The sequence below is a fragment of the Vreelandella sp. 21 genome (genome assembly GCF_050995515.1).
Classification (GTDB): Bacteria; Pseudomonadota; Gammaproteobacteria; order Pseudomonadales; family Halomonadaceae; genus Vreelandella; species Vreelandella alkaliphila.
On the sequence record NZ_CP194673.1, the window covers coordinates 2,338,432 to 2,351,855 of the forward strand.

The 13,424-nt window shown below is 51.4% G+C and carries 16 protein-coding genes; 3 read left to right on the forward strand and 13 right to left on the reverse strand.

Annotated features, from left to right (window positions below; genetic code table 11):
* Window positions 1–125 precede the first annotated feature (125 nt).
* From rpsI to zapE, 3 genes are all read right to left on the reverse strand, one after another.
* Window positions 126–515, reverse strand: coding sequence for a 30S ribosomal protein S9 (gene rpsI, locus ACN06F_RS11000; protein ID WP_038485457.1), 390 nt, complete (start codon window positions 513–515; stop codon window positions 126–128).
* Between the two features lie 13 nt (window positions 516–528).
* Entirely contained in the window at window positions 529–957 is a 429-nt protein-coding gene (gene rplM / locus ACN06F_RS11005; protein WP_009721993.1) for a 50S ribosomal protein L13, read from the reverse strand.
* Between the two features lie 224 nt (window positions 958–1,181).
* Complete coding sequence (gene zapE / locus ACN06F_RS11010) at window positions 1,182–2,363, reverse strand: cell division protein ZapE (RefSeq protein WP_433923901.1); 1,182 nt, start codon at window positions 2,361–2,363, stop codon at window positions 1,182–1,184.
* A 232-nt stretch (window positions 2,364–2,595) separates the two neighbouring features.
* On the opposite strand from zapE, the gene ACN06F_RS11015 reads away from it, so the two are divergent.
* Window positions 2,596–3,042, forward strand: a complete 447-nt coding sequence (locus ACN06F_RS11015) for a ZapG family protein (protein ID WP_038485463.1) — start codon at window positions 2,596–2,598, stop codon at window positions 3,040–3,042.
* 90 nt (window positions 3,043–3,132) lie between these two features.
* On the opposite strand, the gene ACN06F_RS11020 is transcribed toward ACN06F_RS11015, so the two are convergent.
* The gene (locus ACN06F_RS11020) at window positions 3,133–3,894 is read right to left on the reverse strand and encodes a Nif3-like dinuclear metal center hexameric protein (protein ID WP_038485466.1); all 762 of its coding nucleotides are present in this window, start codon (window positions 3,892–3,894) and stop codon (window positions 3,133–3,135) included.
* A gap of 138 nt (window positions 3,895–4,032) precedes the next feature.
* Between ACN06F_RS11020 and ACN06F_RS11025 the strand changes: the two genes are divergently transcribed.
* Window positions 4,033–5,277 (forward strand): Do family serine endopeptidase, encoded by a 1,245-nt coding sequence (locus ACN06F_RS11025; RefSeq protein WP_433923902.1) that lies wholly within the window; start codon window positions 4,033–4,035, stop codon window positions 5,275–5,277.
* A gap of 55 nt (window positions 5,278–5,332) precedes the next feature.
* Here ACN06F_RS11025 and hisD read toward each other — a convergent pair whose 3' ends face one another.
* From hisD to ACN06F_RS11070, 9 genes are all read right to left on the reverse strand, one after another.
* Window positions 5,333–6,649, reverse strand: coding sequence for a histidinol dehydrogenase (gene hisD, locus ACN06F_RS11030; protein ID WP_038485472.1), 1,317 nt, complete (start codon window positions 6,647–6,649; stop codon window positions 5,333–5,335).
* 13 nt (window positions 6,650–6,662) lie between these two features.
* Complete coding sequence (hisG, locus tag ACN06F_RS11035) at window positions 6,663–7,316, reverse strand: ATP phosphoribosyltransferase (RefSeq protein WP_038485475.1); 654 nt, start codon at window positions 7,314–7,316, stop codon at window positions 6,663–6,665.
* A gap of 28 nt (window positions 7,317–7,344) precedes the next feature.
* Window positions 7,345–8,607 (reverse strand): UDP-N-acetylglucosamine 1-carboxyvinyltransferase, encoded by a 1,263-nt coding sequence (gene murA / locus ACN06F_RS11040; protein WP_433923903.1) that lies wholly within the window; start codon window positions 8,605–8,607, stop codon window positions 7,345–7,347.
* A gap of 13 nt (window positions 8,608–8,620) precedes the next feature.
* Entirely contained in the window at window positions 8,621–8,869 is a 249-nt protein-coding gene (locus ACN06F_RS11045) for a BolA family protein (protein ID WP_038485481.1), read from the reverse strand.
* 122 nt (window positions 8,870–8,991) lie between these two features.
* Window positions 8,992–9,324, reverse strand: a complete 333-nt coding sequence (locus ACN06F_RS11050; RefSeq protein WP_433923904.1) for an STAS domain-containing protein — start codon at window positions 9,322–9,324, stop codon at window positions 8,992–8,994.
* Complete coding sequence (locus ACN06F_RS11055; protein ID WP_038485488.1) at window positions 9,321–9,980, reverse strand: MlaC/ttg2D family ABC transporter substrate-binding protein; 660 nt, start codon at window positions 9,978–9,980, stop codon at window positions 9,321–9,323. The genes ACN06F_RS11050 and ACN06F_RS11055 overlap by 4 nt, the downstream gene beginning before the upstream one ends.
* Window positions 9,981–10,018: 38 nt before the next feature.
* A complete protein-coding gene (gene mlaD, locus ACN06F_RS11060; RefSeq protein ID WP_433923905.1) occupies window positions 10,019–10,483 on the reverse strand; it encodes an outer membrane lipid asymmetry maintenance protein MlaD in 465 nt (154 codons plus the stop codon).
* Between the two features lie 16 nt (window positions 10,484–10,499).
* Window positions 10,500–11,300, reverse strand: a complete 801-nt coding sequence (gene mlaE, locus ACN06F_RS11065) for a lipid asymmetry maintenance ABC transporter permease subunit MlaE (RefSeq protein ID WP_038485495.1) — start codon at window positions 11,298–11,300, stop codon at window positions 10,500–10,502.
* Complete coding sequence (locus tag ACN06F_RS11070) at window positions 11,301–12,122, reverse strand: ABC transporter ATP-binding protein (protein ID WP_038485498.1); 822 nt, start codon at window positions 12,120–12,122, stop codon at window positions 11,301–11,303.
* Between the two features lie 294 nt (window positions 12,123–12,416).
* Here ACN06F_RS11070 and ACN06F_RS11075 point away from each other — a divergent pair, with 294 nt between their 5' ends.
* Window positions 12,417–13,403, forward strand: coding sequence for a KpsF/GutQ family sugar-phosphate isomerase (locus tag ACN06F_RS11075; protein WP_038485501.1), 987 nt, complete (start codon window positions 12,417–12,419; stop codon window positions 13,401–13,403).
* Window positions 13,404–13,424: the final 21 nt, after the last annotated feature.

Consider the following 13,424-nt stretch of genomic DNA (forward strand, 5'->3'; position numbering starts at 1 on the left):
AACAAAGCGCTCTGCACAAGAACAACCGCCCGTGACCATGGTGGTATAAGCGTTATAATTTTTTGATATTCCAATAAAAAGCGCCCAGGTCTTTGACCTGGGCGCTTTTGCCGCATAGCGTAAAATTAACGCTTAGAGAACTGCGGACGACGACGTGCTTTACGCAGACCGACTTTCTTACGCTCAACTTGACGAGCATCGCGGGTTACATAACCAGCGGCGCGCAACGTTGGACGCAGATCTTCATTGTAGTTCATCAGGGCGCGAGTAATACCGTGACGAATGGCACCTGCTTGAGAGGAACCACCACCGCCAGCAACAGTGACAAATATGTCAAACTGATTTAGCGTCTCAGTCAACTCAAGCGGCTGACGAACAACCATACGACCAGTTACACGACCAAAATAAAGGTCAAGATCTTTATCGTTGACGGTAATTTTGCCAGAGCCCGGCTTCATAAACACGCGAGCGGTGGAAGTCTTGCGGCGCCCGGTACCGTAATACTGCTGTGTCATGGCGAAGATTTCCTCAGATGTTCAGTTCAAGCGGCTGTTGGGCAGCATGCGGATGCTCGGCACCGGCGTACACTTTTAATTTTGAGTACATGGCGCGACCCAAAGGACCTTTCGGCAACATGCCTTTAACGGCAGACTCAATAATGCGCTCAGGGGCATGATCAAGCATTTTGTCGAATGTCATAGAGCGCAAACCGCCCGGGTAACCAGTGTGGCGATAGTAGGTTTTAGCCTTCGCCTTGTTGCCGGTTACGTGGACTTTTTCAGCGTTGATAACAACAATGTAATCGCCAGTATCAACGTGAGGAGTAAATTCGGGCTTATGCTTGCCACGCAGGCGGCGAGCAATCTCGGTTGCCAGACGACCGAGCGTTTTGTCCGTAGCGTCGACTACGTACCAGTCGCGCTGGACGGACTGCGGCTTAGCACTGAACGTCTTCATGGATAAAATCACCAGATTAAGTGTGTTGGGTAGCTTACACCGCTACGTAAGCGATGAAGCACCATCCCTATTTTTTTTGGTTGCCAGAAAAAACCAGCAACATGCAGCGAGGCGGCATTCTACAGCAAGTATCACCGCAAGTTAAGTACCGCCACTCTTTTTTATTGATATCGCTCTTATTGATATTATTCTTGCTTGCAGCGTACTTATCGGAGTACCCGATACTAGGGCTTATGGGGTAGCGCCAGATACTCTTTAGACTGCATTTCCTGCAGACGCGACAGCGTCCGCTGAAATTCAAAGGTCAGCTTACCATCGCGATACAGCGCTTCAACTGGCACCTCTGCCGACATCAACAGCTTAACCCCGCGATCATAAAACTCGTCAACCATATTAATAAAGCGGCGAGCCTGATCGTCTGTTTTGACATTCATCTGAGTGACGTTAGATACCAAAACTGTATGAAATTCTCTGGCAAGCTCAATGTAATCATTCTGGCTACGCGGCCCATCACAGAGTTCGACAAATTCAAACCATGCCACATCGTCGTGGAGTCGGCGCGTCTTTAAAACGCGATGATTAATCTCAAGAGGCGCCCCCTCCTCACCTTCATGACCGGCTATTTCTCTGAAGCTTCTGCTTAGCTCCTGCTCGGCCGCTTTATCAAGCGGTGCATGAAAAATCTCAGCCCGCTCCAAGGCACGCAAACGGTAGTCAACACCAGAATCGACATTGACGACCTCGCAGTGGTGATTCACTAGCTCAATGGCAGGAACAAACCGTGCACGCTGCAACCCATCTTTATAAAGGTCGTTCGGCACTATATTGGATGTCGCCACCAACACCACGCCACGCTCAAACAATGCCTCAAGCAAATTTGCCAAGATCATTGCATCGGTAATGTCTTTGACAAAAAACTCATCAAAGCAGATGACGCGCGCCTCAGCAGCGAACTTGCCAGCAATCAGCGTCAAAGGGTTCTTTTCGCCCTTATAGTGAGTCAACTCATTGTGGACACGCTGCATAAAACGATGAAAATGGGTGCGCATTTTTTCAGGGAACGGCAGCGCCTCGTAGAAAGTATCAACTAGATACGTTTTCCCACGCCCCACGCCTCCCCAAAAGTAGAGCCCCTTAACCTCCGGCAGCACTGGCCCGCCGGCGCTGACCTTTTTACCCAGCAGCCCGGCAACTTTTGCTTTTAACCCTTTGTTAGCAACTACAGTTTTAGGAGCACTAGCGGGTATGGCTAATAACTCATCATAAAGGCGCTGAAGATGCTTAACCGCCTGCTCTTGAGCAGGGTCGTACTGGAAATCGTCACGCTTTAAGTCTTCCTGATACCGCGCAAAAGGCGTTAATCGGCTCGCCTGCTCACTGTCTTGACGTGCAGATAATGATGACATCAACTCGCTCCCACAGCACACATCGTGAACGAAACTGTGACGTTGTAAGAACACAGCCTGCCCTAATAAAAAAGGAATATTATACGCTGCATAATAACTAAGCGCATGAGCGGATTGACCCAACCGACGGATACGCGCCTATAATGGTCACGCTTTGTTAAGCTGTTTGTTAAACTATTTGTCAAACCCCGCCATGCGCTTGGTGGCGTGCATCATCTCTAGGGAGAATACTGTGGAAGCAAGCTCGCCATTCACTTTTGCGATTATCGGTCTCGTTATTGGATTTGTTATCGGCTTAGCGTGTTATCGCCTGTTCAGCAAAAGCCAACGTGACCACGCCACATTAAAGCAGGCTTTACTTGAGCGTGAACATCAAATAGCCGAGCTTAAGAAAGGCATGGGAAGCCACCTCACCGGCATCCAGCAGCACATCATTAATATTCGCCAGGAAGCTGATCGGCTAGAACAGCAAATAGACAGCGAAGCTGCTGAATGGAGACTGGAAACGGCCATTACACCTTCCACAAACAAACTCGCGCCTAACACAGAGGACGAAGGTGATGTTAACACTCCGCGTGATTATGCAGATGGCAAAAGCGGTACGCTATCTGAAGACTTTGGCTTGAAGAGCAGTTTGAATGAGCATGACACAGCCACACCTCAACCTCCTCGTTATTAAGAAACAGCAAGGCTAACTGCTTTTAAAGCACCTGCATGACAAATAGCATCCGCATAGCCAACCGATGCGGATGCTTTGCACAAGTTAACGCTAGGCGGGATTATCGATATCGACAAATCGGTGCTCTATACCATACTCACTCGCCAACCACTCACCCAGCGCCTGGACACCAAAACGTTCAGTCGCATGATGACCAGCCGCGATGTAATGAATACCCATTTCTCTAGCCAAGTGCGTCGTGCGCTCTGATATTTCCCCAGACACGAAAACTTGCGCCCCTGCATCGTAAGCCGCCGTAATCATGTCTTGAGCACCTCCAGTGCACCATGCGACCCGCTCCACAGAGCCAACTAAAGGCGACTCGACCACTAAAGGCGCTCGATGGAGCACTGCAGCCAATTGACCTCCCAGCTCAGCAACGCTTAGCGGCTCAGCCAACCGGCCGGACCACAACAACCCTTCGCCAAGCTCACCATCAATGCATCCCTCGACCTTCCACCCCAGACGCTTGGCCAGCTCGGCATTGTTGCCAAACGCTGCATGCGCATCTAATGGCAAGTGGTAAGCAAGCAAGCTCATTTCGTTATCCAGCAGTGTTTTAATACGTTTCTGCTTCATGCCGGTAATAGCTACCGGTTCATTTTTCCAGAAATAACCATGGTGCACTAACACCATGTCCGCTCGCCAAGCGACCGCCTCCTCCAATAACGCCTGACATGCCGTCACCCCTGACATCACCCGCGTTACAGTGTCACGCCCCTCCACCTGAAGGCCGTTAACGGTAAAATCTTTAAATTGCGATGACCGCAATTGATGGTCGCAAGCAGCAACTAGTTGGTCGCGATGGATCACACTGACTCCTTAACCGATTAACAGGCTATCGTGAGGAACATCTCAATAAAGTGTTACGATGGAACTATTGTAAATCTCGCTTCGCGTTATCGCGAACCTCACGAACATTTAGACTATCACCCGCTGAGGAAATTTCGCATGCACCGCTCTGTGCTGCCCTATATATGGCCAATTATCACCGGGTTATTGCTCGCTGCCTTGGTGCTACTTGCTTTCCCAGAGTATTTGCCCAATCCGTTTCGGCAAACGCCACCCGCAACGGTCGAACCCCCCTCTTCGCTGGTGCCTACTAGCGGAGAGTCGGCAGCCAATCGACCTGCTCCTGAGATTCGCCAAGCAGAACCGCTCAACCGCAACCAAGGGCCTGCAAGCTACTCCAACGCCGTTAATCAAGCGGCGCCAGCCGTCGTCAATATCTATTCATCACGCATTGTTGAACGCGATCAGCATCCATTAATGTCTGATCCTTTTTTCCAGCAGTTCTTCAGCGGCGACGATGCAACCACTCATCAGCGAATGCTGTCGAGCCTGGGTTCTGGCGTTATCGTCAGCCATGACGGCTACGTGCTAACCAATCACCATGTCATTAATGGCGCCGATCAAATACAGGTAGCACTTCGCGATGGTCGGGAAACACTTGCCGAGGTAATTGGCACTGACCCAGAAAGCGACCTTGCCGTATTACGCATTACCCTTGATGACTTGCCAGTGATCGAACTTGCTGACTCAGAACAGGTAGCCGTGGGTGATGTAGCACTCGCTATCGGCAATCCTTTCGGTGTTGGGCAAACCGTTACCATGGGCATTATTAGCGCAACGGGGCGCAGCCACTTAGGTTTAAATGCCTACGAGGACTTCATTCAAACCGACGCCGCGATAAATCCAGGCAATTCCGGGGGCGCATTAGCCAACCCTGACGGCGCCTTAGTAGGCATTAATACAGCTATTTTCTCACGGTCAGGGGGATCACAAGGAATTGGTTTCGCGATTCCAGCCAACCTTGCCCACAGCATCTTGAATGAACTGGTTACCCGCGGTCGCGTCATACGCGGCTGGCTTGGCATAGAAGCACAAGCACTCTCCCGCGAGCTGGCCGCATCGTTTGGGCTAAGAACCCCTCAAGGCGTGATCGTCGCTGGCGTCGTGAAAGACGGGCCTGCCGCTAAAGCAGGCTTACAGCCCGGCGATGTTCTGCTGTCTATTGACGGTCAAGTGATTTTGGATGCTCGGGTAACAATGAGCGCGATTGCTTCCATTCCACCCGGCACGAAACTACCGCTGACGATCGTACGAAGCGGTGAGCGCATGGACATGACACTGGAAGTAGGTGAGCGGCCGGTACCCATTAATGCTACATCAGGAGAGCATCAGAGCGACTCGTAAGTCGCTCTGATGGTTATCAGCGGCTTGTTCAGACGGCGCTTTTTTCAAACAAGACTCAATCGTTAATACGATACTCCGCTGAACGAGCATGGGCCGTCAGTGATTCGCCTCGGGCAAGTACAGAGGCTATTCTGCCAAGCTCAGACGCTCCGTCAGGCGAGCAGTGAATAATGGAGGAGCGTTTCTGGAAATCATACACCCCCAGTGGCGATGAAAAACGGGCTGTTCCAGACGTGGGCAGCACATGATTCGGCCCCGCACAATAGTCACCCAGAGCTTCCGAAGTATGCCGCCCCATGAAGATAGCCCCAGCGTGACGCACGTCATCAAGCCAGTCGCCGGGCGCCTCTACAGAGAGCTCAAGGTGCTCTGGAGCAATACGGTTGATCAATTCAATGGCTTCGCCTTGATCTTGACATAGGATTAATGCCCCACGACGCTGCAGCGAAGCACGGGCAATATCTTCACGCTCAAGTGTCGGCAATAATCGTTCGATTGCAGCCTCTACGGCTTCGAGATGCGCAGCGTTCCAACTAACAAAAATCGCCTGGGCATCCTCGTCGTGCTCAGCCTGGGAAAACAAGTCCATCGCCAGCCAATCTGGGTCTGTCTGGCCGTCAGACACCACCATGATTTCAGAGGGGCCGGCAATCATATCAATACCAACCTGACCAAATACCGCGCGCTTAGCAGTCGCCACGTAGATATTTCCAGGCCCTACGATTTTATCTACCCGCGGAACGCTTTCCGTGCCATAGGCAAGCGCTGCGACCGCCTGTGCGCCACCAATCGTGAACACATAATCGACGCCCGCCAGATGCGCAGCTGCCAGCACAAGATCATTCAACACACCGTCCGGAGTCGGCACAACCATCACAATCTCGCGCACACCAGCCACATGGGCAGGGATAGCATTCATCAATACCGATGAAGGATAAGCGGCTTTTCCGCCTGGCACATAAATACCTGCGCGGTCCAGCGGGGTGACCTTTTGGCCCAGCACCGTTCCATCAGCCTCTTCGTATTGCCACGAGCTTGGCTTCTGGCGCTCATGATAACGCTTAATGCGCTCAGCGGCGGCTGACAGCGCATTACGCTGTTCAGCAGGCAGACCATCAAAGGCCTTTTTCAGTTGCTCAGGAGATAGGCGTAGCTGCTCCATACTCTCGACTGACAGGCGGTCAAAGCGATTTGTCGCCTCAACCACCGCACTGTCACCTCGCCGTTTAACATCTGCCAATATCTCTTCAACACGAGCCTGTACTGCCTTATCAGACACCCCTTCCCAATCCAGCAGCGCATCTAAATGCTGATGGAATGCCCCATCAACAGTCGAGAGACGGGCAATGGTGGCTGTGGACTTATCGCTCATGGTAAACCTCGTGTCATTCAATAGGCTGAGTCTGACGCTTTTTAACCGCACTTTCCAGGCGGGCTAACAATGGCTTAATACGATCATGCTTCATGGTCATGGCGGCTTTATTAACCACCAGGCGGGTGCTGATATGGGCAATGAGCTCTCGAGGCTCCATGCCATTGGCGCGTAGCGTATTGCCGGTATCAACGATATCAACAATTTCATCGGCCAAATTCATCAGCGGAGCAAGTTCCATCGCCCCGTAGAGTTTGATCACTTCGGCTTGAATACCCTGCTCTGCATAGTAACGCCTCGCTACATTTACAAACTTAGTAGCTACACGACGACGCGCTTCAGCAGGCAACTGACCTGTCACACCAGCAGTCATCAGCTTGCAACGAGCGATATCCAAGTCTAGGGGCTCGTATAGACCTTCAGCCCCATGCTCAAGCAGAACGTCTTTACCCGCAATACCTACATCTGCGGCACCCAGCTGCACATAGGTCGGCACATCGGTTGCCCGTATAATCACCAACTTTACATCTGGCAAATTAGTATCAAACAACAGCTTACGGCTTTTACCCAAATCTTCTGCCGGAGTAATTCCCGCATCTGCCAACAGCGGCAGCGTTTCGTCCAGAATACGCCCTTTTGAAAGGGCCAAAATCAGTTGCTTACTCATTATTTAGGCCAATGGTTAATAACATGGCTTAGCCAGGAATACGGCGAATGCGCGCACCCAGCAGCTGTAATTTTTCCTCAATGCACTCATAACCACGATCGATATGATAAATACGATCTACAAGCGTTTCACCTTCAGCCATCATTGCCGCGATCACCAATGATGCTGACGCACGAAGGTCGGTAGCCATTACCGGCGCACCTGAAAGCTTTTCTACGCCTTCAATCAGTGCCGTATTACCTTCAAGGGCAATATTCGCCCCCATCCGGTTTAGCTCTTGTACGTGCATAAAGCGGTTTTCAAAGATGGTTTCCACTACCCGGGAATGCCCCTCAGCGACAGCATTCATCGCCACAAACTGGGCCTGCATATCGGTAGGAAATGCAGGATAGGGCGCAGTGCGAATATTAACCGCCTTTGGGCGCTTACCGTGCATATCCAAAGCGATCCAATCATCGCCATTGGTAATCTCAGCACCCGCTTCTTCAAGCTTCGCAAGCACCGCTTCTAAAATATCGGCACGGGTGCGCTTCACTTTCACGCGACCACCCGTCATGGCAGCTGCCACCAGGAAAGTACCCGTTTCAATACGATCAGGCATGACATCGTGCTCGCAGCCGTGCAGCGTCGCAACGCCCTCAACCACGATTGTGTCAGTACCATGCCCGCGAATATTAGCTCCCATCTTGATCAAACACTCGGCGAGATCGACAATTTCCGGCTCGCGCGCAGCATTTTCAAGAATAGTGGTGCCCTCAGCAAGGGTTGCCGCCATCAACAGATTTTCGGTACCCGTTACCGTCACTGTATCAAAGAAGATAGTGGCTCCTTTCAAGCGTCCATCAACTCGGGCACGAATATAACCCGCTTCAACGCGGATCTCTGCGCCCATCGCCTCAAGACCACGGATATGCAAGTCCACCGGACGTGAACCAATTGCGCACCCGCCTGGTAGAGAAACATCTGCCTTACCGAAATGTGCTAACAACGGGCCCAACACCAGAATGGAGGCGCGCATCTTCTTAACGAGCTCGTAGGGAGCATGACACTGCGTTACCTGAGAGCCGTCAAGCTGGATACTGAGTTTCTCACCCATCACAGGTTCAACGCCCATTCGTCCTAGCAACTCCAGCGTAGTAGTGATGTCCTGCAAATGAGGCAAATTACCAATAATGACCGGACCATCTGCCAAAAGGCTGGCACACAAAATTGGCAACGCCGCATTCTTAGCGCCACTCACCCACACTTCGCCATCTACCGACCCATTGCCGGTAATGATTAATTTATCCATAGAGAAGCCGCTACTATGCGTTTTCCGGTGCAGTTTGCCACTGCGCCGGAGTAAACGTTTTGATACTAATGGCGTGCAGAGCGCCAGATGCAATTTCATCATTTAGCGCCGCATAGACCAGTTGCTGACGCTTTACAGGAGAAAGACCTTCAAAAGCTTCGCCAACCGCGATCACCTGAAAATTGCAGCCTTCACCCTGGATATGAAAATCACATCCATCGATGCGGGACTCAAGCAGTGCTTTTACCTCGTTGGGTTGCATAAGACAGGAAACTCCTTTGGGCCATTGAATTAGGTAATTGAAATAGGGAGGACGTTGAATTAGTGAGGAACAGGAGAACATGATAAAGAAAAGCGACACGCTTGGCGATGCTAGACGAGCACTCACACTTCAGCGTTGGGCGAACCTATTAGCGCGTCGAGTTCAGCGAGCGACGTTAAACGCTCAAGCGGAGCAGACAATGCAATCGACGTAACGACAATGTCTAGCGAGTGACACGCACGCAGCCATTCAAACAGAACGCTAATCGCCGCGCTACTTGCCTTTGAAACGCCTGAAAAATCGAGAACAACATCAGTTAATCGAGCACTTTCAAGCCATTTAACGCCTGCAGCGGCCACATCGGCCGCTGCATTGACATTGAGATCACCCTGAACAGCCAACGCGCAAGACTGCGCAATCAGCGAAACATGGGGCATAGATAACAGCGTCGTCACGCGTTGCCCCCTTGCTCAAGCTCGTCGACACCAATTTCAGGCGACCAACTACGAATGACTGCATCGTAGTCTCGGTTATTTTCGCGCATCGACTGATCAAACTGATTACGGAAGGTCAGCCCTAAATTGATGCCATTAACAATAACATTGACCACTTTCCACTCACCATTTGAAAGTCGCAGACTGTAGCTAACGGGGTAAATCTGACCATTTGTGGCAACAACTTCCATATCAACACTGGCTTGATCTTCATAGCGCTGACCGCGCTGGTCGGTCAACACTCGCAACTCATCGTAATCAAAGGTCACGAGACCACGCGTGTACGTGTCGATCAGGGTTTGACGAAAAACATCGGCGAACCGACTACGCTGTTCTGGCGTTGCGTTGCGAAAGTAGCTTCCCATCACGCTAGCGCCAATATAACGAAAATCCGCTACATCATTCAGGCTATCGTTGACTAACGCCTTAAGCTCATTAAGATTATTGGCGTAATAATCTTCTCTACCGTTAATCTGCTCCATGAATTCATTGACGTTTTCACGAACCAACGCTTCTGGCGATTTCGACTGGGCCTGGGCAGCAAAAGGCAGCAGAACGACCGCTAGCGTCAACAAAAAAAGCAAACGACGGGCCAACATTACGCTATTTTCTTTCATTAAAATCACCTCATGACAACTGACAGCACCCACGGTGCTTAGTTAGTAACCATATTGGATACAAATTGCTGGATAAGTTCTTCGAGCACCAGGGCAGACTGGGTATCACGAATAACATCCCCCTCCTCAAGCACTTCAGGAGCGCCGCCAACACTCAGGCCAATATACTGCTCACCGAGCAGCCCAGCCGTCAAAATAGCTGCGGTAGAATCTTGTGAAAGCTGGCCTTCAAGATCACTATCGAGGCTCAACACCACCCGCGCATCATACCACTCGGTATCAAGCTCAATAGCCTCTACCCGTCCCACAGTAACACCGGCCATGGTGACCCGCGCACGTGGTTTCAGGCTGCCAATGTTGGAAAAACTGGCCTCGAGACGAAACGTGTCGGAAGATGTTGAAAGCGTCATGCCACTTACGCGTAAGCCCAAAAAAACAAGCCCCAGAATGCCCGCAAGCATAAACAGGCCAACACCAAACTCCATGGTTTTACTGCGCTTCATGTTATTGCTCCACCCATTAAAGGCCGCCAAACATCACGGCGGTCAATACAAAATCCAGCCCCAAAACAGCAAGCGATGAATACACCACCGTGCGGGTTGTCGCACGCGAAATACCTTCAGAGGTAGGCACTAAGTCATACCCTTGGAACACCGCAATCCAGGTGACGACTACTGCAAATACAAGGCTTTTGATTATTCCATTACCAATATCATCAACAAACGAAACACTAGCCTGCATATTGCTCCAGTAAGAGCCTTCAAAAACCCCCAGCCATTCCACGCCAACCAAATAGCCCCCCCAAATCCCCACTACGCTAAAACCAACGGTAAGAATAGGTAGCGCAACAAAACCTGCCCACAACCTTGGCGCCACAACCCGGCGCAGAGGGTCAACGCCAATCATTTCCATGCTGGTTAACTGCTCAGTCGCCTTCATCAGGCCAATTTCCGCCGTTAACGCAGAGCCCGCGCGCCCTGCAAACAGTAGCGCAGCGACCACTGGCGCTAGCTCTCGAAGAAGCGAAAGAGCAACCATCTGGCCAAGCGCCTGCTCTGCCCCAAAATCAACCAATATGGTATACCCCTGCAGCGCAAGCACCATGCCTATAAACAGCCCTGACACCAGTACAATAGCCAGAGACAGTACACCGACAAAGTGCACTTGGCGCAGCCACAACGACCACCCTTCCCGAGAAGGTACCCCTACTGCCGACTGGGCAAGAAAGACACCTGCACGCCCTAACGACTCTAAGGCATCACACCCTTTTTGCCCCAGCCGAGCGACATGCGAAATAGCATGTTTAATGTTTGATTGCATTTAACGCACCTTCCCTGCAGAGGCTTGGCCTAGAATATCGCGGTAAAGTGTCTCAGCGGGATAGTGAAACGGCACCGGCCCGTCTGGCTCACCATGGATAAACTGGCTTACTCGGGGATCTTGGTTCGTATCTAAGGTTCTTGGCGTGCCAGAGGCTACCACCTGCCCATCGGCAATGAGGTACAGATAATCCGCAATGCTGAGGGTCTCTTTGATATCGTGCGAAACGATCACTGACGTAAGCGACAGTGCCTGATTCAGCCGTTTAATTAGCTGTACAAGCACCCCCATAGAAATGGGGTCTTGCCCGACAAAAGGCTCATCATAAAGGATTAACTCTGGATCAAGCGCTACCGCCCGTGCCAGCGCCACACGCCTTGCCATACCCCCCGAAAGCTCAGCTGGCGACAAGTGCCTAGCCCCGCGCAAACCCACTGCCTGTAACTTAAGAAGCACTAGATCGCGTATCATAGGATCAGGCAAGTCAGTATGCACCCGAAGCGGAAACGCTACGTTTTCAAATACATCAAGATCTGAAAACAGTGCGCCGCTCTGAAATAACATACCCATGCGCTTACGCAGCGTAAACAGGGCCTTACGCGACAGGCGATGCACATCTTGACCGTCGATTAACACTCGCCCCCGGTCAGGCGTTAATTGCCCACCAATTAGCTTTAAAAGGGTCGTCTTTCCGGTACCGCTTGGCCCCATGATAGCCGTTACCTGGCCTCGCGAAATCGTCATGTTGATTCCGCGAAAAATATCATGATCACCCCGCGAGAAGTACAAATCTTCAATTTCGATGAAGGGAGCATCGGTCATGGGCTGGCTGGCCTTGATGGTCGTCTTGCCGCAACAGCATTAATATATGCTGGCTACGCATTAGTTAGTTAAAAACAGATAATTCAAAAAAACAGCTAGTTTATAAAGAACAGACAGTTTAAAAAACAGTGTTTTCGAAATATTATCGAACATCGTAACTTAACGCTACTCACAGTAACAGATGCGCTCATTGCAACCGCGCTGAGGAGTAGGATACGCGCCTTACCTACAAACCGCGCCAAGATGTTATTCTTACCGACCTACTTTTGACCGCTTATGAAAAGAGATGCCCTCATGCGCCAGCCACTATCGACACCTAGCCCACTGCGTGAAAGTGCGCTGCGCACACTGCAAATTGAGCAGGCCGCTATCGGTGGACTTCAGGCAAAACTTGATGAGAGCTTTGACCACGCTTGTGAACTTATCCTCGCCTGCCAGGGCCGCGTAGTGGTAACCGGCATGGGTAAGTCCGGCCATATTGCGGGCAAGCTGGCTGCAACGTTGGCAAGCACCGGCACGCCTGCTTTTTTTGTACACCCAGGTGAAGCCAGTCATGGCGATCTCGGCATGATCACCCGCGCAGATGTTGTACTAGCACTTTCGAACTCTGGCGAAACCGCAGAGGTCACTGCGCTGCTTCCGCTGCTGAAACGCCTAGGAACCCCCCTTGTCAGCATGACTGGACGCCCTGGTTCCACATTAGCCAAACACGCCGATGCTCACCTTAATAGCGGCGTTGAGCGCGAAGCCTGCCCTCTCGACTTAGCGCCGACCAGCTCAACCACAGCAGCACTTGCCTTAGGTGATGCCTTAGCCGTGGCATTATTAGAAGCACGGGGCTTCACCGCGGAAGATTTTGCGCTTTCACACCCAGGTGGAAGCCTCGGCAAACGCCTACTTTTGCGTGTAAAGGATTTAATGCACAACGGATCACGCCTCCCCCAAGTAGCATTAGGCAGCCCGTTACGGGACGCACTCTTGGAAATTACTCGCCAAGGGTTGGGCTTTACCTGCGTAATCGATAGCGAAGGACGCCTTGCCGGCGTTTATACCGACGGTGACTTACGCCGAACGCTGGATCAGTTTCATGACCTACGTGACGTCCTAGTTGATGATGTGATGACACGTCCTGGAAAACGTATCGGTCCCGATGTGTTAGCAGCTGAAGCGGTACGCATCATGGAAGACAGTCGAATCACCGCACTGGCGGTCGTGGATGATCAGCAGCGCCCCATTGGCGCGCTACATATGCATGACTTACTTGCTAGCGGTGTCATTTAATCAATCTTTTCAAACATTAAT

What these genes read in the sequence shown, in the direction of transcription:
- hisG (WP_038485475.1), bottom strand. Translation starts at nt 7,316, where the DNA reads ATGAGTAAGCAACTGATTTTGGCCCTTTCAAAAGGGCGTATTCTGGAC.
- mlaE (WP_038485495.1), bottom strand. Translation starts at nt 11,300, where the DNA reads ATGCAATCAAACATTAAACATGCTATTTCGCATGTCGCTCGGCTGGGG.
- ACN06F_RS11075 (WP_038485501.1), top strand. Translation starts at nt 12,417, where the DNA reads ATGCGCCAGCCACTATCGACACCTAGCCCACTGCGTGAAAGTGCGCTG.
- ACN06F_RS11025 (WP_433923902.1), top strand. Translation starts at nt 4,033, where the DNA reads ATGCACCGCTCTGTGCTGCCCTATATATGGCCAATTATCACCGGGTTA.
- ACN06F_RS11045 (WP_038485481.1), bottom strand. Translation starts at nt 8,869, where the DNA reads ATGCAACCCAACGAGGTAAAAGCACTGCTTGAGTCCCGCATCGATGGA.
- mlaD (WP_433923905.1), bottom strand. Translation starts at nt 10,483, where the DNA reads ATGAAGCGCAGTAAAACCATGGAGTTTGGTGTTGGCCTGTTTATGCTT.
- ACN06F_RS11055 (WP_038485488.1), bottom strand. Translation starts at nt 9,980, where the DNA reads ATGAAAGAAAATAGCGTAATGTTGGCCCGTCGTTTGCTTTTTTTGTTG.
- zapE (WP_433923901.1), bottom strand. Translation starts at nt 2,363, where the DNA reads ATGTCATCATTATCTGCACGTCAAGACAGTGAGCAGGCGAGCCGATTA.
- rpsI (WP_038485457.1), bottom strand. Translation starts at nt 515, where the DNA reads ATGACACAGCAGTATTACGGTACCGGGCGCCGCAAGACTTCCACCGCT.
- murA (WP_433923903.1), bottom strand. Translation starts at nt 8,607, where the DNA reads ATGGATAAATTAATCATTACCGGCAATGGGTCGGTAGATGGCGAAGTG.
- rplM (WP_009721993.1), bottom strand. Translation starts at nt 957, where the DNA reads ATGAAGACGTTCAGTGCTAAGCCGCAGTCCGTCCAGCGCGACTGGTAC.
- ACN06F_RS11070 (WP_038485498.1), bottom strand. Translation starts at nt 12,122, where the DNA reads ATGACCGATGCTCCCTTCATCGAAATTGAAGATTTGTACTTCTCGCGG.
- hisD (WP_038485472.1), bottom strand. Translation starts at nt 6,649, where the DNA reads ATGAGCGATAAGTCCACAGCCACCATTGCCCGTCTCTCGACTGTTGAT.